We start from the raw sequence: 23,869 nt of genomic DNA, 5'->3' as shown, positions 1-23,869 counted from the left end.
CGGCGCCGCGGGTCAGTGGTGGTGGGCGTAGTCGGGCTGGGACGGGTCGCCGGGGTGCTCGTAGCCGGGCCGCAGGCGGACCAGCGCCGCGCAGCGCTCGTCGAGCCAGCGGCCGAACGCCCGGTCGCGGGCGGCCGCCAGCAGCAGCTCGGTCACCGCGGGCCGGGCTTCGGGGTACTCCGACGGATACCGGTCGCGGTTGCGGTCGTAGTAGGCGCGGGCCTCCGCCGCCGGGACGGTCACCGCCGCCGTCACCGCCGCGTGCAGGGCCGGCCCGTGCGGGTGGACGGCCAGCACGGCGGCCGCGACGCCGCCCAGCCGCAGCGCCGCGCCCAGGTCCAGGGCCGTCCGCGGGAGGCGGCCGTCCCCGGCGAGCCCCCGCGCGCGGGCCTCGTGGTCGAGGACCGCCTCGGCCGTGAGCACCTGCACCAGCCAGCGGCGCAGGTTGCGACCCTCGGCGGTGGCCGGGTGCGGCAGGCGGGCCGCGAACGGGCCGGCGCGCAGCGCGGCGAGCCGCTCCTCGACCTCGGCGACGGTCAGCGGCCGGCCGGCCACGAACGCGGCGACGGTCACGGCCGGACCAGCACCGGGACGGCGGCGGTGTAGTGCAGCTGCCCGGCGTGGGCGAGCCGGGCCAGGACCCACCACCGCCCGGCCGGGTGCCACGCCGGCACGCGCACCGGGAGCTCCACAGTGGACGATCCGCGGAGCGCGATCGTGTGCCGGGGCGCCGGCAACAGTTCCCAGGTGTGCCATGGTCCGATGAGGTGTACGTCCACGAGCACCTCCCCCGCCGCGTCCGTCACCAGGGTCAGGGTCAGCGCCGCCGAGTCGCCCCGGCGCAGGTCGAGGGCGGCCGGGCCGAGCGTGGCGGTCAGCGACTCCGGGCCGGCGACGCCAGCCAGCAGGCGCGTCACGTCGTAGGCGCCGTGGGAGATCTCCGCGCGCAGCCAGCGCACACCGGGGGCCGGATCCCCGTCCGGGGTGACCGTGACCGGGAACGCGGCGTGGCCGCCGGGCTCGAGGTCGTACGGCACCGAAGCAGGCTCGGCCCAGAAGCCGTCCGGCGCGACGAAGCTCAGCACCCCGGCGGCCCGCTCCGCGACGAGGTCGGAGGCGACGCTCGCGGTCAGCGTGACCGGGCCGGCCGCGTCGACGTGCGGCGGGTCGAGGTGCACCGACACCGGCAGGTTGCCCAGCGGCGCCGGGCCGGTGTTGTGCAGCCAGTAGCGCGAGTAGGGCGCGCCGGGGCGGAAATCGGCCGCCGGCAGCGGTTCGGCGACGCGCAGCAGCGTCTGCCCGGTGCCGGCGCCGGCCAGCCCGGCCGGCGGGACCGGGCGGTCCAGCAGGTCGACCGGGGTGCGCTCCAGGACCGGCACCGGCAGTCCGATGTGGACGTCGGCCGGGCGGCCGGCCGACTCGTAGTACCGCGCGGAGACGGCGGTGACCGGTCCCGGCCGTGCCCCGGCGGCGAGCGGCTCGCCTTCCGGGCGCAGCGCGGTGAGGACCACTGTGGACGGCTCGATGTGGACCAGCCGGTCGGCGGCGGGCGGGCCGGCGGCGACGGTGCGGGCGTGCATCGGGTGGTTCACCGCGTGCCCGGCGGCGACCAGCCCGGCGTCGCGCCAGTCGCCCGGTCCGGCCGCGACCGCGTACTCGAAGACGTGCGTCCAGTGCTGCTGCTGGAAGTTGGACCCGTCCGGGGCGGTCCGCCGCGGCGGGTCGATCCACACGCCCGACGGCCACCCGGTGCACGAGCGCACCAGCGACAGGTGCAGCGCGCCGCCGGTGTCCACGGCGAAGCCGGGCAGGCCGCGATTGACGATGCCGAAGGTGTACTCCTCCAGTGCCGGATCCGGGTCGTCCCCGGCGGCGGAGACCCGCACGTCGCCGGCGTCGAGGTCGGCGCAGAGCCGCTCCACCGCGTCCCCGGCCACGGCGAGCACCGGCAGCGCCCGCGCCCCGGTCAGGTCGGCGCCCGGCACCCACACCTCGGCCAGCGGCCGCTCGGCCGGCAGCCAGACCCGCCCCTCGGCGCGCAGGATCTCCGCCGCCCGGGCGTCGCCGGCCACGGCGTGCTCGCCGATCGCGATCCGCACGTCGGGCAGGTTGGAGTCCAGCGCGAGGGAGCCGTAGCGCGGCCCGTCCGCGACCGAGCAGGTCGCGGTCACCCCTTGGCGCACGAGCGCCAGGGCCAGGGCGCGCTGGGCCTCGGTCGAGCCGCCGACGACCTCGGCGACGCCGATCGCCCGGGTGTGCCCGCCGACCCGGACGCGGGCCGTCGAGGAGAGCGCGAACCAGTGCTGGGCCGGGTTGTCCAGGGTCCACGGGGCCGGGCCGGAGTCGACGTCGATGATGCCGAAGCCGCGCCCGACGACCGCGTTGCCGACCTCGCTGACCGGCAGCGCGCCGGGGATCGCGGCCGGCCAGCGGACCCGGACGAGCTGGTCGGCGCCGTCGAAGTCGAGGGCGGTGCGGGCCTCGACCCGGGCCACGCCGCGCCACAGGGTCAGCGTCTGGGTGTAGCTGGCCGGGCCGACCGAGCCGGTGACGGTGACCCGCTCGCCGAGCGCGGAGGTCTCGACCGTCACCGAGCGCGCGGGCGCGCCGGCGGATCCGGCCGCCGGCGGGCCCTTGGGCAGCAGGTGCCAGGGGCCCTCGTTGGCCGTCGGGTGGGCCGGGTACTCGTCGTACACCAGCAGCTCGTTGCCGACCCGCCCGGCGGTGAGCAGCTCCCGCCCCGCCGCGAGGTCCACAAGGGACGCGACCGCGCCGCCGCGCCGCGGATCGACGGTGAGCCGGAAGCTCTCGTTCTCGATGGAGGTGGTACCCGCCCGGGCCTGCCAGCCGCTGCCGTCCCCTGTGGACAGTGCGAACGTGCGGTACCCCACGCCGGGAACATCGCGGGCCAGGAACACCAGCTCCCCGTCCTCGACCAGGGCCGGCGAGCCGTCCACGGCCGGCGCCTCCAGGCCGTCGGGCAGCGGCACGCGGACGACGTCGGTGCGGGTCCACGACGACGGGTTGAACACGACCACCCGCGGCGGCCCGTCGCCGGCCGGCAGCCGGGCGGCGAGCGCCGCGAGGGCGCCGTCGAGCACGCCCGCGGCCAGGTCGTGCGCCTCGCGCCAGCCGGTGAGCAGGTCGAGGTACACCTGGTCGGACTCGGATCCGGTGATGCCGTCGTGATGCGCGCCGAAGACGAGGTGGCGCCAGGCCAGGTCGACCGGCTCGTGCGGGAAGGGCGCGCCGCCCAGGGCGGCCAGGGTGGCGAACGTCTCGGCGTCGGTGAGCAGCGCCTCGGCGTGCCGCTGGGCCTGCTTGGTGTCGATGAACGACACGTCCTTGCCGGTGTAGATCGGGTTCATGTCCCGGGTCTGCGGCGCGAACCCGTCGGCCTGCTCGCGCACGGCGGCGAAGAACTCGCGCGGCAGCCCGCACACGAACCGCGGCCAGGTGTAGCGGGCGTTCCAGTCGCGGTGGATGTCGACCACCCACTTGGCCGGCGGGCTGTAGTCGGTGCCGACCGGCAGCAGGATGTTGCGCGTGCTGGCGACCTTCTTGAGCAGCAGGAACAGCCGGTAGATGTTGTCCTCGGCGGCGGCCAGGGTCGGCTGGGCGTCGATGTGCCAGCCGGCGCCGTAGTGCGCCGGCATGTAGTGGGTGAGCACGCCGAGGCCGTTGGGCGAGAGCCACTCGAACTCGGCCGGGAACTGCATGCCCGACGGGTCGCCCCAGCCGCGCTCCCCCGGCGCGTAGGTGGTGAGCATCGGCCCCCACTGGTGGAACGGCCCGCGCGCCCACGACGAGGAGTCCAGCCCGGCCGCGGCGGCCAGGCCGGGGAAGTTGGGGTCGTGGCCGAACGCGTCGAGCTGCCAGGCGGTGCGCGGGTCGCCGCCGACGACGTCGCGCTGGAAGCCGATGCCGTGGCGGAAGTTGCGGATCGTGGTCTCGGCCAGGGTGAGGTTGGTGTTGGGCTCGTTGTAGGTGCCGCCGACGAGCTCGAGGCGCCCCTCGCGCAGCAGGGCGCGGATGTAGTCGCGGTCCTGCGGGCAGGCGTCCCAGTAGGGCTTGAGGTAGTCGAGCTCGGCCAGGACGAACTTGTACTCCGGATACAGCCGGGCGGTCTCCAGGTGCAGCCGGACCAGCTCGAACCCGGTGCGCTGGAAGTCGCCGCGGAACTCGGCGCCGGTCTGCTCCGGCCGGCCCCAGGTGGCGGCGTAGGCGGCCTGGGTGTTCCACCACACCGGGTCGTAGTGGAAGTGCGAGATCATCCAGACGGTCCAGCCGGGCTCGGCGACGACCAGCTCGCCGTGGCCGGTCTCGGCGCCGGCGGTCACGGTGATCGGCACGAGCGTCCCGGGCGGGGCGTCGACGGCGACCGGCACCTCGACCACGGCGTCCGCGGTGCCGTCACCGCCCGAGGCGCGGCCGGAGACGCCGTCGCCGCGCACCTCGACGGTGCCGGTGACGCCGCCGACCCGGACGACCTGGCGGTCGCCGACGAACAGCTCGGTGCCCTCGATGCGCATGTCGCTCCTTACCCGGCGGACTCCCGGCCAGAGTGTACCGACGCCACCCGTTGACGATAGCTTGATCAATTACTTATGCTCCGGCCGTGAAGCCGATGCGGGAACCGACGTTCCTGATCCTGACCGCGCTGGCCGGGGCGCCCCGCCACGGGTACGGGATCCTCCAGGAGGTCACCGAGCTCTCCGGCGGGCGGGTCACCCTGCTCACCGGCACCCTCTACACGGCCCTGGACCGGCTCACCGCCGAGGGCCTGGTCGAGCTCGACCGCGAGGAACTCGTCGACGGCCGGGCCCGCCGCTACTACCGGCTGACCGCCGAGGGGCTGACCGCGCTGAGCGCGGAGACCGCCCGGCTGCGCGGGCTGGCCACCGTCGCCGAGCGCAAGCTGCGCGCCGTCACCCGGCCGAGGACGGTGTGATGCGCGACCGGCTCGCCCGGCGGTACCGCCGGCTCATGCTGACCTATCCGCGCGCCTACCGCCGCGCCCGCGGCGACGAGCTGCTCGCCACGCTGCTGGAGGCCGCCCCGCCCGAGCGGGCCCGGCCCACCGTGCGCGAGGCCGCCGACCTGCTCCGGCACGGGCTGCGGGCCCGGCTGGGCCGCCCGGCCAGCCGCTCGGTCGTCACCTGGGCGCTGCTGACGGCGCTGATCAGCGGCCTGTTCGGCGCCGCGTTCGCCACCCGGGCCGGCTGGGAGACGGCCCGGCCGCTGCCCGCCCCCGCCGAGACCAGCGCGATGCTGACCGAGATCGTGCCGGACGTGCCGTGGAGCGAGCCCAACCCGCCGCCCGGGCGCCAGTTCGGCATCTATGGCCAGTCCCTGTCCTGGGACATGCGCGACAACCTGCTGTTCGGCGACGGCGGCGAATACTCGCAGGTCGGCGTCGGCAGCACCGTCCACGGCGGGTCCTACGCCGACCCGCAGAAGGCGGTGGACGAGGCGGTCGCCAACCTCGAGAACCACGGCTGGACCGTCTCCCCGGTCTACCGGCCGGACTTCAGATCGTGGCTGACCTCGGTCTCGGCCCGCCGCGGCGACCTCGTCCTGACGTTCGAGGTGTTCTGGGACTCGACCCCCGACACGACGTACCTCTACGCCAGCTTCTCCCGCACCGCGCCGCCGGCCGTGTGGCCGTGCGGCATCGCCGGCGGCCTGCTCGCCGGGCTGGTGGCGTTCCTGCTGTTCGGCTGGGCCAGCCGCCGCGTCGAGGGCCGCCACCCGGCCGGCTGGGTGGTGCGGGTGCTGTTCGGCCTGACGCTGTTGCTGTGGTGGGCACCGACCCTGTTCGCGGTGACGCTCGTCGCCGCGAGCCACGTCACGGAACCGCGCCAGTCGTGGGAGCCGATGTGGGAGTGGTTCGGCCAGCCCACGTACTCGTTGTTCTTCGTGGTCGGCGGCGGCGGCGCCCTGCTCGCGCTGGCTCTGAGCGCGCTGCCGAAACGCTCGGAGGCGACGCTCATCGCGCGGACCTGACCGCCGCGGGGGCCACGGCGAGCTCGCCGGCGGGGACCGGCCGGCCGTAGAGGTAGCCCTGGGCGTACTCGTAGCCGAGCCGGCGCAGCGCCGCCGCCTGCTCGGCGGTCTCCACGCCCTCGGCGACGGCCCGCAGCCGCAGCCCCCGGCTGATCCGGATGAGCGCCTCGGCGATGACCGAGCGCTCGCCGGCATCGGTGACGTTGTCCACGAACGACTTGTCGACCTTGAGCACGTCGACCGGGCACGTGCGCAGCAGGCCGAGCGAGGAGTGCCCGGTGCCGAAGTCGTCCAGCGCCACGAGTACCCCCAGACGCTTCACCTCGTGCAGCTCGTCCAGCGCCGGCCCGCCGTCGAACACCGCGGTCTCGGTGATCTCGACCATCAGGCCGTCCGGGGGCAGCCCGGCGGCGCGCAGCACGGCCCGCAGCCGGTCGGCGAAGCCCGCCTCGCGCAGCTGGCGCGGCGAGACGTTCACCGAGACGTACTGCAGCGCGTCCGGCCCGAACTCGCGCCGCCACCGCGCCGCCTGCCGGCACGCCTCGGCGAGCACCCACTGCCCGATCGGCACGATCATGCCGGTGCGCTCCGCCGCCGGGATGAACAGGTCCGGCCGGACCAGGCCGCGCTGCGGGTGCTGCCAGCGCACCAGCGCCTCCGCGCCGACCGGGCGTCCGTCGGCGATGCGCACGATCGGCTGGTAGAAGACCCGCAGCTGCCCGGTGTCCAGGGCGGTGCGCAGCTCGGCGGCGATCCGGGCGTGCTCGGCGCCGCGCTGGTCCATCGCCGGGTCGTAGGCCAGCTGCCGGCCCCTGCCCTGCTGTTTCGCCGCATACATGGCCACGTCGGCGCGGCGCAGCAGCTCCTCGGCGCCGGCCTCGTCGGCGCCGCCGCTCACCGCCACGCCGACGCTCGCCTCGACCACGAGCGCGTGCCCGGCGGCCTCGAGCGGCCGGCGCAGCCCGGCCGCGACCAGAATCAGGTACTGCACCGCCGCCCGGGCGTCCGGGGCCGGGAACACCAGCGCGTACTCGTCGCCGCCAAGCCGCGCCGCCAGGCCGCCCGACGGGCACAGCTGCGCGAGCCGGTCGGCCACCGCGCGCAGCAGCGCGTCACCGGCGGCGTGGCCGAGGTCGTCGTTGATGGCCTTGAAGTCGTCGATGTCGACGAGCGCGAGCGCGACCCGGCCCCCGTCGGCGATGGCCGCGCCGGTGTGCTGGGTGAGCAGGCGCCGGTTCGCCAGGTGCGTGAGCGCGTCGTGGGTCGCCTGCCACGCCAGCGACTCCTGGTACTCGACCACCTGCCGCAGCCGGTCGTCGAGGTGCACCACCAGCTCGGCGTTGTCGCGCAGCGCGGCGGCCTGCCGGGCGGCCACGAGGACGACCAGCACGACCGTGCCGACGGCGACGCACAGGACGTCGTCGCCGTCGACCAGGGCGGCGCCGAGCAGCAGGGCGCAGGTGGCACCGGCCGCGAGGTACGGCACCAGGCCCGGCCGGACCAGCCGCCCGGGCGGCGGCGGCGCGACCCCGGCGGCGCGGCGCTGCCGGTCCGCGGCGAAGCACAGCACCAGGCAGGTGACCGGCATCATGATGGGCGCGCCGTTGAGGTAGGGCCGGTCGGCCAGCAGCGGGACGAGGCCGCCGCCGGACGCGCCCGCGCCGCCGGCGACGCCGAGCAGGTGCAGCGCCCGCCGGTCCAGCGGCCCGGTCCCGGTGAACGCCACCTTCACCACGGCGAACACGCACACCGCGCCGCACGCGAGCAGCGCCACCACCGCGCGGGCGCCGCTCGCGTTGCCGCCCGACCAGGCCGTCCAGTGCTGGAACAGGAAGTACCACGCAAACGTGACGACGGTGACGAGCACCGTCGCCGCGTCCAGCCCGAAGCGCAGCCACTCACCGCGGGTCCGCTGAGCGGCCGGAATCCGCAGCAGGCCCAGGAGCATCACCGCGAGCCCGGCCAGATACAGGCCAACGGTCAACGGCCCGACGTGCTGCGGCCCGACGCGGTCGCGATACACGTCGACGGCGTTGGTGATCCCGCCGACGCCGATGAACACCATGCCGGCCGCGATGTGCCGCCAGAACCGGGCCGCGGCCGGGTCGAGGCCCGGCGCGCGGCTCGTGACCCGGCAGGCCGCGGTGCCGAGGCCGACGGCGACCGGCACCGCGACCCAGCTGGCCAGGGCCGGCGTCGGCCGGGCCAGCCCGACGCCGAACCACAACTCGGCCAGCAACGTCAGGAGCGAGGCCGCGACGAGCAGCCGGGTCGGACGCCAGGCCGCCACCCTCTCCACACCCGCGTGATCGGCACGCGCGCGCCGGTCATGAACGAAACGCGGGACCGGCGCTAGGCCCGCAGTGCCGCGACGGCCGCCTCCTCGTCGCGCCGGGCCGCCTCGACCAGCCCGGCGAGCTCGTCGAACAGCTCGCGCCGGGCCGCGTCGGTCAGAATCGGATCCGCCGGCGGTTGTTCGGCCGCCGGGGTACCACCGGTGCCGCGCAACGCCGCCAGCAGGCGCTCCTCCACGCCGCGGGCATAGCCGCTGTGCGCCTCGTCGAACCCGGCGCCGAGCCGGCCCAGCGCCGCCGGCAGCCACGGCTCGGAGTGGTGCTGGGCGACGATGGTCAGGATGGGCGGCAGGCCGCGGTAGTCGAACACCGCGACCATGAACCCGATCCCGCCGCCGAGCCCGCACAGCATGGCCTCGCTGAGCTCGATCCCGTCGCGGTGCAGCAGGTGGCGCAGCAGCGTGCTGGGCTGGTGCTGGCCGCCGCCGAAGGTGTCGTACCCCGTTTCACCGGCGACGGCTGTCGCGTTCCCGGCCAGCACGTGCCGGCGGGCGGTGGTGTAGGACTCGCCGGTGCGCGCGACGCGCTCCCGGATGCGGGCCTTGAGATGCTTGTGGTCGGTCATCGTCGTTCCTCACCACGGCATGCCGCATCCCCTGGCCCACGCGGCGGAGGCGGCGACCGTGTGACGATCGGAAACCGGCCGGAACTTCACCTGCCGCGATGGCATGACCACCTTCTCCCCCGCACCGCCGGTGGGCGTGGGCCACCGGTCGAGGGGTACGGCGCACGGCGGCGCCGCCGTTCATCCTAGCCGAATTCCGCCCGTGCGTATCAGGCGGTCCGCTTCGGGGTCGTCCATGATGGACCGATGGAAGGTCCGATGGGGTTCCTGGACGCGCGGGCCGACGCCCCGCACCGCCCGAGCCCGCAGCAGCTGAGCAACCCGGACGCCGGCGTGCTGTACCTGCGCTCATACCTGCTGATGCGCGCCGTGATCGGCTTCGTCGGCCTGGCCCTGCCGGTCCTGCTCGTGCTCGGCGACGTGGCGCTGGAGGGCGGGAAGCTGCTGGGCTCCCTCAGCGAGTACTTCTACACCGGCATGCGCGATGTCTTCGTCGGCGCCCTGTGCGTGACCGGCCTGTTCCTGCTGACCTACAAGGTCTTCGAGCGCCACCTGGACAACCTGCTCAGCACCGTGGCCGGCGTGGCGGCGCTGGGCGTCGCGCTGTTTCACACCGACCGCCCGAAGGGCTCGACCATCCCCCTCACCCCGCTGCAGGAGCGCCTGGGCGAGGCGCCGGTCGCCGCCGTGCACTACACGTGCGCCGCGGTGTTCATCGTCTCGCTGGGCGTCATCAGCCTGTACTTCGGCCTCAGCGAGGGCAAGCGCACCGAACTGACCGGCCGCCTCTCCCCCACCTTCTGGCGCCGCTTCCACTTCACCTGCGCGGCGGGGATCGGGGTCGCGGTGGTGTTCATCGCCATCACCGAGCTGAGCGGCCGGTTCGACGACTACTCGCTGATCATCGGCGAGACGCTGGCCATCCTCAGCTTCGGCGCTTCGTGGCTGATGAAGGGCCTGGAGCTGCGGGTCCTCCTCGGCCCGAAGCCGGCCGAGGAGCCGCTCGAGGCCCAGGAGGCCGCAACCGCCGGCTGACCCACCACGCTGCCTCTCGAAAAGTCGGGCGCTCCGCGCCACGACTTTTCGGACTTATACCCCGTCAGGAGAGATATCCGTTAATCACCATTTCACTGGAGGTGGGCTACGCAGTAGCCACCTCCCCCCGGCGCAGCCCGGGGGTGCGCCGCCGCGGCCCGGGTGGGCTGAGGCGGACGTATGTCTCCGTGATCATGCACGTTGCCGCGGCCGCACTACGGGTTCGCCATGATCGTGGAGACATTTGGTACACAGGTGTACATGTTCACTCCGTGATCATGAGAAACCGGTGGTGTCGGTAGCAGGTCCGGCATGATCACGGAGACTTCCGGTCGCAGCGGGCGAACGGGGTGGTAGTCGCCGCGATCGGTTGCCGGCGCGACGGTTCCCGCGGCGATACAGCGGTGCCGGCGACAAGGCGCGGGTGCGGGCACTGGTGAGGGGCGTGGGCGTGACGCCGGGGCGGCGGGGGTGTGGGAGGGTTGGGGCATGGTGACGGCCAGACCCGCCGCCGGGGGCGGACGGTGGGTGGAGATCTCGCCGGAGCGGCTGCGCGGGTGGCTCGACGGCTTCTACGGGCGCCACCAGGGCGCCGACGAGGACGGGCTCGTCCTCACCGGGACCAGCAACGGTGACACCGCCACATTGCATCCGCCGCCGGGGCTGGCCCACGTGGCCGACGTCGACGCGCTGCTGGCCGGGCTCGCCGCGCCGCCGCGGATCGGGCTGCTGCTGGCTCGCAAGGGGGCGGTCGCGGCCGGGGTGGCCGACGGCACGACGATCGCGGTGTCGAAGGTGGAGCGGTTCCACGTGCACGGGCGGACGGCGGCCGGTGGATGGTCACAGCAGCGGTACGCCCGGCGCCGCGACAACCAGGCCGACGCCGTGGCCGAGAAGGCGGCCGACATCGCCGCGCGGGTCCTGCTGCCCGAGGCCGGCTCGCTGGCGGCGCTCGTGTGCGGCGGCGACCGGGGGCTGGTCGACGCGATCCTCGCCGACCGGCGGCTCGAGCCGCTCGCCGCGATGCGCCATCCCCGGCTGCTGGAGGTCGCCGAGCCGCGGCTGGCCGTGCTCGAGGAGGCCGCGGTCGCCGCCCGCAAGGTCCGCATCCACCTCGTGCCCTGAGCACCGCCGACCAGGCCGGGCAACGCCGCGGCCGCAAAACGATCAACGGCCATGAAATGGCGGCGGGCCGACCGGCTCTCGCCGGTCGGCCCGCCTCAGCAGGTACCGCTGCCAGGGTTTGTTACGGGAAGCTGATCACATTGTGCGGGACGACGCTCGAAGGCAGGGCGGCGTCGCCGGTGTCGTTGATGACGTGGGTGATGGAGCCCTTGCCGAGTGAGACGGTCAGGATGTCGTGGAACTTGACGTTGGTGTTGACCGGTGCTTCGTAGGAGTGGTAGGCGGCGATGGAGGGGTCGGTGGTGAACACGCAGTAGCTGCCCATGCCCCATGCCTCGTGTGAGGTCACGGTGTTGGCGACCTTGTAGGCGGCGTAGCCGGTGATCCCGTCGTGTGACCAGGCGGCGGCCGAGGGCGGGTCGTAGGGCAGTTCGTTCTGGAAGAAGATGGTCTTGCCGCCGTTGCCGTTCCAGATCACGTTGTACTTCTCGAAGTGCTCGACGAACAGGCCGTAGGCGGTGACGTTCTGGCCGTTGACGATGAGGCCGGTGTCGGAGGGGTTGGAGGTCCAGCCGGCGCCGTCGCCGTGGTCGGCTCGCCAGGACCAGATGTGGTCGATGATCGTGTTGTTGTTGTTGACGACCATGGCGTTGGTGACCTTGGCCGCGCCCGCGCCGCCGACGCGCAGGAACACGTCGGAGATGAGGTTGGGTGCGCCGGCGTGGTTGCCGGTGGCGCCGGTGGGGCCGACCTGCAGCAGGGCGGGGGAGTTGGTGGTGCCGGCGTCGAAGAGCAGCCCGGCGATCTTCACGCCGTCCACGTCGCCGACGGCCATGGGCAGGGCGCCGTTGTCGGCGACGATGGTGGCGTAGCCCAGGCCCAGGACGACGGTGCCGGCGCGGTTGATGTTCACCGTGGAGTTGAGGTGGTACACGCCGGGGGTGAACAGCAGGTTCAGGCCCTGTGCCACGGCCTGGTTCAGCGTCGCCGCGGTCACGCCGGGTTTGGCCACGTAGAACTGGTTGATCGACAGCGAGGATCCGGGGGTCTGGCCGTTGGTCCAGGTCGCGCCGCTGGAGTTGGTGCGCAGCGACGGCACGAACACCCGGTAGCCGGCCGCGTCGGCGTACAGGTACGGCTTCTCCTGCGTCACCGGCGAGGTGGCCAGGGTGGTGTACGGCGGGTTCGGGAAGCTGTTCGCCGGGGCGCCCTGCACGCCGGAGAACACCATGTTCCACACCGAGCCGTTCCAGCTGCCGATCGTGGAGTCGCGGGTGAACCACTGCTGCTGCGAGCAGGGGTTGATGTTGCCCGAAATCCGCGAGTCGGCGATGTACCCGCCGGAGGCCCAGCCGCAGTCGGGCGAGGCGAGGGTCATGCCGCCGTGCACGTCGATGCGGCGGAACGGCGCGGCCTGCGCGACGGCCCACCGGTCGGTGCCGGAGACCGGGTAGATGGACAGGTTCTCGGCCGAGCGCCAGAAGTTCTGGGTGGCGTTGCCGGCCATCCAGCCCGCGTCGACCGTGATGTCGCCGTGGATCTGCACGTCCTGCGGATTCTGCCCGAGACCGTTGATCGACGTGTAGAAGCCGATCTGGGCGTTCAGCCCGGAGTACGACCCCGGCTTGAACAGGAACTGGTAGCGCTCCTGGCCGAACTGGTTCTTCTCCTGCTGGGTGAAGATCTGGTCCAGCTTCGCCTGAATGGTCGCGGACGACTGGGTGGGGTCGAACACGATCACGTTCGCGCCCAGGTCACCGCCGCCGGGCAGCTGCGGACCGGTCGGGGACGGGGTCGGCGACTGGGTCGGCGACGGCGAGGAGGTCGTCGGGCCGGTGCCACCGGTGTTGACGATCAGCTCCCAGATCGAGTAGCCCCATCCGGTGGCGCGGGCCGTACCGTAAACGCGAACCCAGCGGCCGGATCCGCTCAGGCCGCTGAGGACCTGGTTGCCGCCGGTGCCGCCGGTGACCGTCTTGATGGTCGTCCAGTTGGCGTTGTCGGTCGAGGTCTGGATCTGGAACGCCGTCGCGTAGGCGGTCTCCCAGTTGATCGTGACCTGGCAGATCGACTGGACCGAGCCGAGGTCGACGCGCAGCCACTGCGGGTCGCTGGCCGCGCTCGACCAGCGGGTGCCGGCGTTGCCGTCGACGGCCGCGGAGGCCGGGGTGCCGGCGTTCTCGGTGCTGGAGGCGTCGGCGGTCTTGCCCTGGGCCACGTTGGTCCCCGTGTCACAGGTGCCGGGGTTGGTACCGCCGAAGGAGCCGTAAACCTGGAACTCCCACAGCGAGTAGCCGTAACCGGTGGCCCGGGCGGTGCCGTTCAGGCGCACGTAACGGCCGCTGCCCGTGACGCTGAGCGTCTGGGTGCCGCCGGTGCCGGTGGTGGTGGAGTAGACGTTGGTCCAGCTGGTGCCGTTGTCCGAGGTCTGGATCTGGAACGCGGACGCGTAGGCGGCCTCCCAGTACAGCTTGACCTGCGAGATCGTCGCCGTCTGGCCCAGGTCGACCTGGATCCACTGCGGGTCGCTGAACGCGCTGGACCAGCGGGTGCCGGTGGTGTCGCCGTCGAACGCGGCGGAGGCCGGCGTGCCGGCGTTCTCGGTCGAGGAGGCGGTGGCCGTCTTGCCCTGCGAGAGCAGCGTGTCGGCGGCCGAGGCGGTCAGGGTCGTGGTGACGGCATACGTCGCCACCACCACGAGCGCGGCGATGGCGGCGATGATGAGATTTCGGCGGCGTCGATTCGCCGTTGGCGGTGCGGCGGTGTGCATCTCTGCTCCTGATTCAGGGGGCACGGCGACGACCGGCAGTGCCACCGCGGCGTGCGGCGGTCGCACTTGTGTTCCGGCCGACGGGGTGTCAGGCTCACCAGACCGGGAACGGGCGGCCCGGGAACCGGGGTGGGGTTCGGAGAGCGCTCTCCAAGCACGAGCGTTATCCGAAGCGGCCCCGCTGTCAAGAGGTCTGCGGTTCCGGAACTGAAATTTAGAGAGCGCTCTCCTGCAGAGCCCTCTCGCATCGACCCCTGTGCCCGCCCGCGGTCACCAGCGGAAACTGCGATCCAGCCGGAAACCGGTGTTCGGATCGATCGGCGTCGGGTACCTCCGCAGCAACTCGCGAACCCGGCCGAGCACCGCCCCCGGGCTCATTCCCGCGGACAGCAGCAGCACCGGGATCCGCGCGGTCTCGGGATCGGCCCGCAACTCGGGGATCATGGCGTCGAGGATGATCACGTTCGGCAGGCAGGCCACCGCCGCATCGACGGCGCCCACCGCGCGGTCGGTCACGATGACCTCGAAGCCGGCCTTCACCAGCCGATCCGCGACCATGCCGCGCAGCCGCGGATCATCCTCGACGACCAGAATGCGGGCAATCTGCGTCATGCGGCGCCTCCTATCCGGGGGGATCTCCTGCGGGAATTCGGCCGCCGCCCGCCCGACCTGCGGTGCCGTCCAGTTGCCAGATCGTTCGTTTCAGCTGCCGGATCCGCGCCGCCTGGTCGCGCAGCAGCGCCTCCGCCGCCTCCTGCACCGCCGCGCCGTCGGCGCCGGGCTCGACGTCGACCCGCCACCGCCGCATCCCCTCGACCCGCACGGCGACCCGCCCGTCCCGCGACCGTCCACACGCGACGATCGCGGCCCGGCCCTTGACGTACGCCTCGGCCCGCCACCCGACCGCCGCCGGCTCCCGCACCGCGCCGTCGCCGTGCGCCGCGAGAAACGCCCGCGTCCGCGCCGCGAACAGCGCCCGCCCGAGCGACTCCAGCCGCGCCGCCAGCGCCGCCGGATCGCGCAGCAGCCGCTCGTCGAGCACCCGGACCCGCACTCCCGAGCCGCCCAGCAGCTCGCCCACCACCGCTCCCCCACCGACCTCGACGGTTATGACCACCCGAACAACTCCGGCCGGTCGGTCATCAGCATCCGGGTGGTCCGCAGCGCCGCACCCACCCCGGCCCGCTGCTGCCGGATGTGCCCGCGCAGCAGCCCGATCGCCTCCCGAAGCCGCGAGACGATCTCGGCCGGGTCGTCCCCGCTGAACGTGCTGCGCGGCGCCTCGTCCGGCCCGGTGGCGGCCGCCACCTGCGCCACCCCGGCAACTCCCCCGGCGGCCAGCGCGATCGCCCCGCCCACCGGCACCGCGGCCACCGCCGCCACCGAGGCGACGACGGTGAAGGTGATGGTCCATTCGGTACGCGTACAGTCCCGGCACGCCATGATCGCCGCCAACCCTTGCTCGGCGATCTGATCGGCGTCCTGCCGCGCCCGCGCCCAGATGTCCTGCTCGGCCCGCAGCGCCGAACGCAACACCGCACAGGCGGTGAACTGATTGCGCACCAGCGCCGGCCAGGGATCGGCGAAGCCGGCCCGAAACCGCTCCGCAGCAGTCCCGGACCAGCTTCTCAATGCCGCGACGGTACCATTGAATCGCGCGACTTCCGGATCGGCCGGCATCCCGTCCCCTGTGGACAGTCCACGAAGGACATCATCCACCCCGTCCGCCAGCCCGTCGTACCGCGCCGGATCGGGAAACCCGGTCAACGGCCGAAACGCGTCCGGCACGTCCGCGAACTCCCGCTCGACGGACTTCCGCACGCTGGTCTCCGGCCCGTCCAGGAGGACGAGGGTGGCCTCGACCGCCTCCCGCCGGATGTCCTCGGCGTGCTCCATGAGCCGTGCGTAGGTCACCGCCGGCTCCCCAGCCGCAGCGAGTCGGCCCGCAGCCGCTCGAACTCGCCCCGCGCCGCCGCGTCGGCCCGCGCGTACCCGTCGGCCGCCGCACTGACGGCCACGGCCGCCTCCTCGACCTGCCGCCCGGCCTGCGCGAGCACGCTCACGACTTGCCGCTGGAGCGCCCCCCACTCGGCATCGTCATGCCGGACCCCCTCGAGCCCCGCAGCCGCCCGCCGGTACACCCCAGCAAGCGCCGGCAGCCCGTACCGCCCGGCCCGCCACAACAGATAAAGATCAACCCCCAGCACGCCGCCCCCTCGTCACCTAAGCGCGGAGGGCACCTTAGATTCCCCCACAGCGCCACGCCAGTCTCTTTTGTGGGGATTTGTGGGGGCCGACGGCGGGTACGAGCAGGTCCGCGGATTCCCGCGATGTTCGGCCTTCTTGACCTCGCCCACGCGCCGTAACCTGGCGACCACCCACCCCGTAACCGGCAGGGGGGATACCGCCGCGCGGGCGGGTGGGGGGATGCGCTACGCTGTAGCGGCTGCCGGGGGAGAACGGGTCCAGGCAGCACCGGGACGTAGCGCAGTTTGGTAGCGCACTTGACTGGGGGTCAAGGGGTCGTGGGTTCAAATCCCGCCGTCCCGACAGCACGAGAGGGCCGTTGACGACGGGTGTTAGCCCAGGTCAACGGCCCTTTTGCTGTGATGGTCAGACCCCTCTAGTGGATCTAGGCACCTTGTGTCTGGGGACCATTTGGGGACCGGCGGGCCGCGAGATGGGCACTCAGCGCCGTTCCGGCGTCCTCGATCGAACGGCGATCCGGGTGCAGGTAGCGCTGCGTCGTCGTGATCGACCCGTGCCCGGCGATCTTCCTCAGGACGTGGACCGGCACGCCCGCGTCGGCGAGCCAGGTCAGTCCGGTGTGCCGCAGGTCATGGCGGCGTAGGTGCTCGAACCCGAGTGCCTCCACCACCTCATCCCAGTGCGTAGCGTCGCGCAGCACCGCCGTACTGATCCGGCCGCCGCGCGGGCCGGTGAACAGCCGGGCGTCCGGCGTCTTCGCGGCATCGAGTCGCGGCTTGAGCAGGTCGCGCGCCTCCAGGATGATCGGCACCTGCCGCGCCCGCTTGCCCTTCGTGCCCTTGTCGATCAGGCCGCCAGGCCCGGGAGTGGTCTGCCGGCGCACGGTCCATGTCCACGTGTCGGGGTCGATGTCCCCAGCCCGAACGCCGGACACCTCGCCGATACGGGCGGCGGTGCACGCGGCAAACACGACCACCTCTCCCCACCCCGCGTGCTGGCCGTGCGAGCGGGACACGAGCGCCTCGGCGAGCCGGATCAGCGCCTCCCAGTCGGGCAGCGCGAGGGAGCGCGGGTCGTCCAACTCGTCCTCGGCGAGCTTGTATTCGTGCTGCCACCCAGTGACCCGCGCCGGGTTGCGGTCGCGGAGACCGTCCCGAACGGCCTGCTCCATCACCCGCACGAGGATCGCGATGCTGTTCTTCACGGTCGAGCGCCCGCATTCGTCGGCGATCCAGCCGTGCACGGCCCGGTCAACGGCGCCGTTCGTGATCGTCCGCACCGGGAGGTGGCCGAGGGTCGGCATAACACGCTTCCGCCATCCGGCGAGGTACGGATCGAGCGTCTTGCGCTCCAGGCCGCGGGTTGCCAGCGTCATCACGGACTCGCCGTAGTCCCTGAGCAGCATCGTGGCCGCAGTCGGGTCGATACCGCCGCGGGCCGCTTGCCGCATGTCGTCAATCCACCGCTGTGCCGCATCCTCTTCCTCGAAGGACTTCGAGCGGGAGTGCCGCCTTCCTGTCGCCGGATCGGTCCACCGGACGCGCGCCCGGTACGGGCTGGGCCGGTCCGGCCGGTGCTCGATGTCCGCAGACAACTCCACACCGACCGGCGGCGTCTGTGCTTTCGCCATCACGCTGCCTTCGGCACCACGCGCCGACTGTCGAGCCACTGGTCGACATCCTCCGTGCGGTACTTCGTGACGCGTTCCGAGATCTGAATGAACGGTGGTCCCTGCAACGGCTGAGCGGTCCGCCAGCGGCGAATCGTGGACGGGTCGACATCCAGCAGGCTCGCCAATTCCTCGGTGTTGAGGAGCTTGCGGAACGGGATCGGGTCAGGGGTAAGGACGCTCATCGGCCGGATTCCTTCCGCTCGCGGGGCATGGCGTCGATGTAGATGCGTTCGCGCGTGGACGGCGGGCGGTCGGGGTAGGGCCGGCTGATGGTCTGGATGTTGAGCACTTCGGAGAGCGCGGCGAGCATCGCGGCGTTTTCCGGTGGGGTGGCGTGGAGCCTGAGTCGCACGGTGGGCGCCTTTCGGTGACCGGGCGCCGTCCGGCAAGTGGCGCCCGGGGTCGTCGGTGCGGAGGCTCTCACGGCCCGCTGTGCGGGCCGCAGAGCCAAGATCTTACGTTCGTCAATGTCTTCGTAAGCGTTGAACGGGCTGAGAGGCTCCGAGCGGGCTTGGACAACGCGGGGTCGGGAACAGCCCGGCTGCGTGCGTTGTCACGGGGGCTGAAACACGCTCCGCAAGCCCGCAAGTCCGCAAGTATGGCGTTGACCTGCGGTAATGGCTGCGGACTTGGAGAAACTTGCATCGAGTGCAAGTCCGCAGATACTCCAGATCTCCGCAGTTGGCTGCGGACTTGCGGACATCGACTTTCATTGATTGCCGGAAGTCCGCAATCTGTTTCCGCAGGTCAGCAAGTGCTTTTGCGGACTTGCGGGCTTGCGGAGAGTGTTTCAGCGTTCTTCGGGAGTGCGGCCCGGTTCACGGTTCGCTGTGCTCGACCCAGAACACGCGCCGGTCGCCGCGGTCGTGGGTGCCGGAGCGCACCACGTAGTCGCCGCGCCAGCGCCCGGCCTGCCCGGTGAGCAGCCGGCCGAGGGCCATGGCGTTGGGCATCCGCCCGGTGTGGGTGGTGATGAACTGCCCGTCCCACCGGTCGGTTTCCTGCCCACCGAAGAAGACCGGCTCACCGGAGCGGCGGATCTCAGCCGCAGTCAGCGGCTCGCTGCCGTGCAGGCCATGCCAGCAGGCCAGGAACGCCCGCCAGCGCATCGCGTCCTCGTCAATGGCGTACACGTCGGCGGTGTTGGTGAGGAACCCGTCAATGTCGTGGTGGGCGAGGAACCCGCCGAGGGCCTGCGCCCACGGGGTGAACTGCCGCATCGACAGCCCGGCGGCCCGGGGCGCGCCGCGACCGGTCCAATCGAGCACGAGCACGAGCAGGTGATACAGGACGGTCATCTGGTTGGCCGGAATCGTGATCCACTGGTCCAACTGGGGGATGCCAAATTGGGACTGGTCACGCTGTTCCGGGCGGGGCATGTCCGGGTCGAGCCGCACCCGCACGGTGCGGGAGGCCATGTCACCGCCGACCTGCAGGTTGTTGCCGGTGGCCAGCCACAGCCGGTCATTGACCGTGGCGATGTTCCGCGACGCGCCCAGCTGCCGGTCCGACCACACCGGGGCGGTGACCAGCAGGGCCAGCGTCGGCGAGTCGATCACGGTCCCCTCGGCGAGGTTGTCCCAGACGACCACCCCGACCTGCTGGGCGAACACGGCCGTGATCGCCTTGCGTAGTTCATCGTCGGCGTAGGACCAGGGCATGACCCGCTGGCCGTAGAGCATGCCCGGTCCGGCGGTCAGGATCGACTTGCCGGACCCGGGCATAGTGGCGTCGATCAGCCCGAACGGGGTCAGCGACCGGGTGAAGTGCCGCAGGATCGGGGTGGCCAGCAGCGCCACGTAGTTGGCCCGGTCCGCCGGACCGGCCCATGGGAAGTCGCGCAGAAACCGGTTGAGTAGGAAGTCCCGGGCCGTGGCGACCTGGTCGGCGGTGGGCCGGTCCGGTACCGGCGGCAGGTCGACCTTGGAGGCGAGGTAGAGGCCGGTGGCCTGGTCGTAGCCGGGCCGCTGCAACAGGGTGCCGTCGCGGCGCAGGACCGGCGCGCCGATGATCCCGCGCAGCGCGGGGACTTTCGGCCAGGTCTTGCCGGCCAGCACGGAGGCAAGCCGGTCCCGCGGCGGGGTCACCTCCTCCTCCACCAGCTCGACGCCACCGCCCGCGTTCTTGCGTGGTGCGTGCCGGTAGACGTAGGCGTGTTCGGCCAGCAGCGCGGCCAGCAGCGCGGGCGTGACGATGCTGGCCGAGACTGGCAGCGGCGAGTCCTCGTCCACCGCGGGTGCAGCGTGCCCGCCGGACACCTCCTCCATGTGGACCAGGGCGCCATCGGAGACGTACGTGTCGGGCAGTAGCCCGTCGACCAGCGCCGCCTTCAGCGCGCGGATGGTCTCCGGCCCAGACCCGACCTCCACCGGCGGGCGGCTCACCGCGCCGGCCGTTCTGCCCGGCGTCGGGCCGGGTAACCCAGACTGGCCATCGGCTGGCCCCCCTTTCCAGGAGTCGCTGACGCGAGATGCGGTCATGCGGCGGCGTCGAGGTGGCGCGGGCGTTGCGCGCCGCGGCGGAACCCGGACCGGATCGACCGCCGCGCACCAGCGGCGGGGTGCCCGGCGCGGACGGCCGCGTCCAGCAGCAGCGCCTCGGTGGCGGACTCGTCCAGCTCGCCACCGGCCACCAGCTGGCCGAGTGCTACAGACGCGCCCCACAGGGTGCTGTTGAGCGTCCCGTCGACCGCGGCGGCGATCGCGTCGAGGCTGGCCTGGACTGCCTTGTCCAGGAACACGGCCCGGCGGCCCGCGCCGAGGGCGACCACGACCGGCCCGACCGGTGGCAGCGGCGCCGGTCGCAGCCGCCCGGCCAGCCAGCCGGGCAACGGCACCGGGTCGGCGTCGTGGGCGCAGCTGTAGGGCTGTCCGTTCACGGTGCTGCCGGAGGCGACGACGTAGCCGCCGTGGCCGCGGGTGTCGATCAGCCAGCCGAGGCCGTTGCCCTGCTGCCCGCCGGTGTTGCGTAGCTGCACGTCGGCGGGTTGGCGGAAGTACAGGTGTGTGCCGCCGCGGCCGGTGCTCACCGTGTAGGTCTCGGTCGGCAGCGGCTGACCGGCCTCGGTGCAGACGGTGGCGAGCACGTCGAACCCGTCCGTCACCCCGGGCAGGTCCCAGCGTGGCGGGCGTACCGTATGCGGCTTGGGCCGATCCAGGTCAATGACCAGCAGCCCGGACGGGCCGCAGGCAATGCCGATGTTGTACGGGGCTCGAGACCACGCACGGCGGATGCGGTCCGGGTCCGTGGTGGCGCGTTCCTCCCACCCGACGTGCCGGCCAGCCGCCCGGCAGCGCGGATCGCTGCGGTCGCAGTGCTCGGCGGTGCACCGGGCCGGGAACGCGGGCCGCTTGGCGTTGTCCTCATCGCCGGGCCGGTCATCCGGCCGCAGCGGGAAGATGTGCCAGCCACGCTCGGCGAACGCCAACGCGTTGCGCAGCAACGCCTGAGAATCAGCACGAAGTTCCATCTTGGGCATCTCCGGTTCGATCTGGCCTGCGCGGCTGTCGTCCGGCTCCGTACAAGCGGCGCAGGCTCGGCGGTGCAGCCGGATCGGCCGTCCGCTGGCGGTGTGCTCAGCGGCGACGACCCGGCCGCAGATGTGTGGGTACGGTCCATCGACGGGCACGGCCCGGCCGAGCGCCTTGCTCGCGGCGATCCACTGGCCGTGCCCGTCGATGACTGCGTTCATCACGCCCGGCTCGCTCTCGGGCTAGAACGGCGGCTCGTCGTCGCCGGGGAAGCCGGCGCGGTGGTCGCCCTGGTCGTCGGCCGGCCGCGACCGGGACGCAGACGCCCACGCGTCATCGCCGTGGTGGCGGGCGAGCTTGGCGACCTTCGCGGTGGCGTAGCGCAGCGACGGGCCGACCTCGTCCACCTCCAGCTCGAACACGGTCCGCTTCTGCTCGCTGCGGTCGGTGAACGTGCGGGAACGCAGCCGGCCAGACACGATCACCCGCGCGCCGCGGGACAGCGACTCGGCGACGTTCTCGGCCATCTGCCGCCACGCGGTGCACGACAGGAACAGCGCCTCCCCGTCCTTCCACGTGTTGCTGGCCTTGTCGAAGTAACTCGGGGTCGAGGCGATCCGGAACTTCGCCACGGCCGTCCCAGACGGGGTGAACCGCAACTCCGGGTCGTCGGTCAGATTGCCGATCACCGTCAGCGGGGTCTCGTTGGATGCCACGGTCAGCGTCCTTTCAGATGTCGAGGGGTTGCGCGGCCCGCGGGCCGGCGCGGGTGTGCTGGCATTCGCCCCGCCGTCCCGGCGGGGCCAGCAGGTCAGGTGAAGCAGGCGCCGTTGTCGCAGTAGCCGCCGTCGTCGGCGTGGTCGAGGCCGGGCAGGGTGGCCTGCGCGGCGCTGACCGCGGCCGACAGCGGCCGGTTGAACCGGGTGAGGTACACCGGGTCTCGTCCCAGCTCGGCGCGCCGCTCGTTGAGGAGGTCTTCCAGCACGCAGGAGCGCTCGAATAGGTCGGGGCGGTCCCGGCGCATCTCGGCCCAGGTCGAGGGCCGATGCATCGGGCAGAACCAGCACGCGGACTTGGGCGGGATCGGCAGTCCCGCGGCGCGGATGATGCGTTGGCAGTCGATGCGCCGGAGCGGCGGATCGTGGTCCAGCAGCGGATACACCGGCTGCTCGTACGGCATCGCGCGGCGGGCGTTGACCCGCTCGATCTCGTCCAGGCTGATCCCGATGCCGACGACCGCGGGGGCCGCCTTGCTAGCGCCGTGCGCCTTGAGCCACCGCCCGATCACCTTGATTTTGAAGTCCGCCGTGCACCCGCGCGTGCCGGGCGCGCCGTTGGACATCCGCACCGGGATCGGCAGTGACCGCGACCCGGGCCGGGTCAGCCGGCCGAACAGTGTCTCCACGGTCCGGTCGCGGCGTACCCGGCGCAGCTCATGCAGCTCGACACCGTGCGCGGCGGCGTACGGCTTGGCGTACCGGTCGAGGTAGGCCAAGGTCGCCGGATCTTCCGAATCGTCACCCACGTTGGCAAACAGGAACACCGGAAAGTCGATCCGCCCGGTAGCGGCCAACACCAGCAGCGCCGTGGACTGGACACCGCCGCCGTAGCTGATCGCCCGCAGGCCCATCACGATCCCTCCGTCTGCGCGGCCAGGCGCAGCAGCACATCGGCATGGCAGGGCCGGTCCAGCGGACACCAGCACGCGAGGGTCTTGCCGGCCAACACGCGCCGGATCTCGGCGTCGCTGGGATAGGTGATGCCCGGCCACAGCAGGTGCGCGAAGCGGCGATACCGGCGGTCGCTGAGGAACAGCGCGAACCGCTCGGCGGTGGGCAACGGGTTGCCGAACGGGCCGGGCCGCCCGACGTAGACCACGCCGGGCGGCATCCGCCATCCGCGGGTGCGGCGGCGCTGGATGCGCTGCGGCGTGTTCATGCCGCCCGCCGCTGCCCGGCGTGGGTGGCCCGCTCGATCAGCGTCTTGAGGTCGCGGGCGATGCCGAGCAACTGCACGCGGGCGCACGCCTCGTCCTCGGCGAGGGCGACGGAAAGCCGGACCTCGGCGTGTTCGCGGCCGTCCGCGCCACGCACACGGGTGAGGGTGGCCCGGCCGAGGCCGGGCACGGCGACGATGAGGGGTTCGGCGCGGTGCTCGCGCAGGTTGCACAGGTGGCCGCGGGCGCACCATGCGGTGTGCCGGCGCGGGTCGTGCCGGGCGGCCGCGGCCGGTGCGCGGCGGGCGACGGGGTTCATCGGTTGGTGTCCCTTCCGCGGGTGGTGCGCAGGTAGTTGATGACGCGGCGGCCGGGCCGCAGCCGGCGGCCGGTGCCGTCGCAGCGGCGGCACAGCCCGAACGCGGGGCCGCCAAACAGGGCGCGGCGTTTGCCGGTGCCGTGGCATCGGCGGCAGGCCGTAAACGGCCAGAGCCAGCACGCCACCGCGTAACCGAACGTGACAACGATCAAGGCGACGACAAACAGGCCAGTGACGGCCGGATCGTGGGTAGCGGTAGCGGCGAACGTGGGCACGACGATGCCTCCAGGGCCGGTTTCCGGGGTGGTGGGGCGCCCGGCGATACCCGCTACCGGGCCGGGTAGGGGCTGGCCAGGGCGGTAGCGGCAGGGGTAGCAGCGGTGCTACCCGGTAGGGGCACCACCGCTAC

At 72.8% G+C, this 23,869-nt stretch carries 23 protein-coding genes and 1 tRNA gene; 5 read left to right on the top strand and 19 right to left on the bottom strand.

What is annotated here, in order from left to right; all coding sequences use genetic code 11:
• Nucleotides 1–12: 12 nt before the first annotated feature.
• Nucleotides 13–573 (bottom strand): DUF7158 domain-containing protein, encoded by a 561-nt coding sequence (locus ACQPXD_RS15585; protein ID WP_432838963.1) that lies wholly within the window; start codon nucleotides 571–573, stop codon nucleotides 13–15.
• The gene (locus ACQPXD_RS15580) at nucleotides 570–4,532 is read right to left on the bottom strand and encodes a glycoside hydrolase family 38 C-terminal domain-containing protein (protein ID WP_432838961.1); all 3,963 of its coding nucleotides are present in this window, start codon (nucleotides 4,530–4,532) and stop codon (nucleotides 570–572) included. The genes ACQPXD_RS15585 and ACQPXD_RS15580 overlap by 4 nt, the downstream gene beginning before the upstream one ends.
• A gap of 95 nt (nucleotides 4,533–4,627) precedes the next feature.
• Between ACQPXD_RS15580 and ACQPXD_RS15575 the strand changes: the two genes are divergently transcribed.
• Both ACQPXD_RS15575 and ACQPXD_RS15570 read left to right on the top strand, forming a co-directional pair.
• Nucleotides 4,628–4,951: a PadR family transcriptional regulator gene (locus ACQPXD_RS15575; protein ID WP_432843854.1), complete on the top strand. Its 324-nt coding sequence runs from the start codon at nucleotides 4,628–4,630 to the stop codon at nucleotides 4,949–4,951.
• Complete coding sequence (locus ACQPXD_RS15570; protein ID WP_432838959.1) at nucleotides 4,951–6,006, top strand: hypothetical protein; 1,056 nt, start codon at nucleotides 4,951–4,953, stop codon at nucleotides 6,004–6,006. The genes ACQPXD_RS15575 and ACQPXD_RS15570 overlap by 1 nt, the downstream gene beginning before the upstream one ends.
• Here the strand turns inward: ACQPXD_RS15570 and ACQPXD_RS15565 are convergent.
• Entirely contained in the window at nucleotides 5,990–8,305 is a 2,316-nt protein-coding gene (locus ACQPXD_RS15565) for a putative bifunctional diguanylate cyclase/phosphodiesterase (RefSeq protein ID WP_432838957.1), read from the bottom strand. The genes ACQPXD_RS15570 and ACQPXD_RS15565 overlap by 17 nt on opposite strands.
• A 53-nt stretch (nucleotides 8,306–8,358) precedes the next feature.
• Entirely contained in the window at nucleotides 8,359–8,925 is a 567-nt protein-coding gene (locus ACQPXD_RS15560; protein ID WP_432838955.1) for a hypothetical protein, read from the bottom strand.
• Between the two features lie 246 nt (nucleotides 8,926–9,171).
• On the opposite strand from ACQPXD_RS15560, the gene ACQPXD_RS15555 reads away from it, so the two are divergent.
• Both ACQPXD_RS15555 and ACQPXD_RS15550 read left to right on the top strand, forming a co-directional pair.
• Nucleotides 9,172–9,960 (top strand): hypothetical protein, encoded by a 789-nt coding sequence (locus ACQPXD_RS15555; RefSeq protein WP_432838953.1) that lies wholly within the window; start codon nucleotides 9,172–9,174, stop codon nucleotides 9,958–9,960.
• A gap of 489 nt (nucleotides 9,961–10,449) precedes the next feature.
• Nucleotides 10,450–11,085: an acVLRF1 family peptidyl-tRNA hydrolase gene (locus ACQPXD_RS15550; protein ID WP_432838951.1), complete on the top strand. Its 636-nt coding sequence runs from the start codon at nucleotides 10,450–10,452 to the stop codon at nucleotides 11,083–11,085.
• 121 nt (nucleotides 11,086–11,206) lie between these two features.
• On the opposite strand, the gene ACQPXD_RS15545 is transcribed toward ACQPXD_RS15550, so the two are convergent.
• From ACQPXD_RS15545 to ACQPXD_RS15525, 5 genes are all read right to left on the bottom strand, one after another.
• Complete coding sequence (locus tag ACQPXD_RS15545) at nucleotides 11,207–13,855, bottom strand: discoidin domain-containing protein (protein WP_432838949.1); 2,649 nt, start codon at nucleotides 13,853–13,855, stop codon at nucleotides 11,207–11,209.
• Nucleotides 13,856–14,125: 270 nt separating this feature from the next.
• Nucleotides 14,126–14,467 carry a hypothetical protein gene (locus tag ACQPXD_RS15540; protein WP_432838947.1) on the bottom strand — a complete coding sequence of 114 codons (342 nt, stop codon included), beginning with the start codon at nucleotides 14,465–14,467 and terminating at the stop codon, nucleotides 14,126–14,128.
• A gap of 10 nt (nucleotides 14,468–14,477) precedes the next feature.
• Entirely contained in the window at nucleotides 14,478–14,936 is a 459-nt protein-coding gene (locus tag ACQPXD_RS15535; RefSeq protein ID WP_432838945.1) for a hypothetical protein, read from the bottom strand.
• Between the two features lie 26 nt (nucleotides 14,937–14,962).
• On the bottom strand, nucleotides 14,963–15,769 hold the full coding sequence (locus ACQPXD_RS15530; protein ID WP_432838943.1) for a hypothetical protein: 807 nt from the start codon (nucleotides 15,767–15,769) through the stop codon (nucleotides 14,963–14,965).
• Entirely contained in the window at nucleotides 15,766–16,062 is a 297-nt protein-coding gene (locus ACQPXD_RS15525) for a hypothetical protein (protein WP_432838941.1), read from the bottom strand. Before ACQPXD_RS15525 ends, ACQPXD_RS15530 begins: the two co-directional genes overlap by 4 nt.
• A 269-nt stretch (nucleotides 16,063–16,331) precedes the next feature.
• Here ACQPXD_RS15525 and ACQPXD_RS15520 point away from each other — a divergent pair.
• Nucleotides 16,332–16,405: transfer RNA gene (locus ACQPXD_RS15520), tRNA-Pro, on the top strand.
• Nucleotides 16,406–16,487: 82 nt separating this feature from the next.
• Here ACQPXD_RS15520 and ACQPXD_RS15515 read toward each other — a convergent pair.
• From ACQPXD_RS15515 to ACQPXD_RS15470, 10 genes are all read right to left on the bottom strand, one after another.
• A complete protein-coding gene (locus tag ACQPXD_RS15515) occupies nucleotides 16,488–17,693 on the bottom strand; it encodes a tyrosine-type recombinase/integrase (RefSeq protein ID WP_432843852.1) in 1,206 nt (401 codons plus the stop codon).
• Complete coding sequence (locus tag ACQPXD_RS15510) at nucleotides 17,693–17,917, bottom strand: helix-turn-helix transcriptional regulator (protein ID WP_432838939.1); 225 nt, start codon at nucleotides 17,915–17,917, stop codon at nucleotides 17,693–17,695. Before ACQPXD_RS15510 ends, ACQPXD_RS15515 begins: the two co-directional genes overlap by 1 nt.
• Nucleotides 17,914–18,087: a hypothetical protein gene (locus tag ACQPXD_RS15505; RefSeq protein WP_432838937.1), complete on the bottom strand. Its 174-nt coding sequence runs from the start codon at nucleotides 18,085–18,087 to the stop codon at nucleotides 17,914–17,916. Before ACQPXD_RS15505 ends, ACQPXD_RS15510 begins: the two co-directional genes overlap by 4 nt.
• A gap of 466 nt (nucleotides 18,088–18,553) precedes the next feature.
• Nucleotides 18,554–20,119, bottom strand: a complete 1,566-nt coding sequence (locus ACQPXD_RS15500) for a hypothetical protein (protein WP_432838935.1) — start codon at nucleotides 20,117–20,119, stop codon at nucleotides 18,554–18,556.
• 92 nt (nucleotides 20,120–20,211) lie between these two features.
• The gene (locus ACQPXD_RS15495) at nucleotides 20,212–21,204 is read right to left on the bottom strand and encodes a bifunctional DNA primase/polymerase (RefSeq protein ID WP_432838933.1); all 993 of its coding nucleotides are present in this window, start codon (nucleotides 21,202–21,204) and stop codon (nucleotides 20,212–20,214) included.
• 243 nt (nucleotides 21,205–21,447) lie between these two features.
• Nucleotides 21,448–21,921 carry a single-stranded DNA-binding protein gene (locus tag ACQPXD_RS15490; protein ID WP_432838931.1) on the bottom strand — a complete coding sequence of 158 codons (474 nt, stop codon included), beginning with the start codon at nucleotides 21,919–21,921 and terminating at the stop codon, nucleotides 21,448–21,450.
• Nucleotides 21,922–22,016: 95 nt separating this feature from the next.
• Nucleotides 22,017–22,835, bottom strand: a complete 819-nt coding sequence (locus ACQPXD_RS15485) for a phosphoadenosine phosphosulfate reductase (protein WP_432843850.1) — start codon at nucleotides 22,833–22,835, stop codon at nucleotides 22,017–22,019.
• Nucleotides 22,835–23,143 (bottom strand): DUF4326 domain-containing protein, encoded by a 309-nt coding sequence (locus ACQPXD_RS15480; protein ID WP_432838929.1) that lies wholly within the window; start codon nucleotides 23,141–23,143, stop codon nucleotides 22,835–22,837. The genes ACQPXD_RS15485 and ACQPXD_RS15480 overlap by 1 nt, the downstream gene beginning before the upstream one ends.
• The gene (locus ACQPXD_RS15475) at nucleotides 23,140–23,460 is read right to left on the bottom strand and encodes a hypothetical protein (protein ID WP_432838927.1); all 321 of its coding nucleotides are present in this window, start codon (nucleotides 23,458–23,460) and stop codon (nucleotides 23,140–23,142) included. The genes ACQPXD_RS15480 and ACQPXD_RS15475 overlap by 4 nt, the downstream gene beginning before the upstream one ends.
• The gene (locus ACQPXD_RS15470) at nucleotides 23,457–23,735 is read right to left on the bottom strand and encodes a hypothetical protein (RefSeq protein WP_432838925.1); all 279 of its coding nucleotides are present in this window, start codon (nucleotides 23,733–23,735) and stop codon (nucleotides 23,457–23,459) included. Before ACQPXD_RS15470 ends, ACQPXD_RS15475 begins: the two co-directional genes overlap by 4 nt.
• Nucleotides 23,736–23,869 lie beyond the last annotated feature (134 nt).

Origin of the sequence: Dactylosporangium sp. CA-092794 (genome assembly GCF_050948465.1) — a bacterium.
GTDB lineage: Bacteria > Actinomycetota > Actinomycetes > Mycobacteriales > Micromonosporaceae > Dactylosporangium.
Note: the sequence above shows the minus strand (reverse complement) of the source record. Positions and strands in the feature narration are given on the sequence as shown.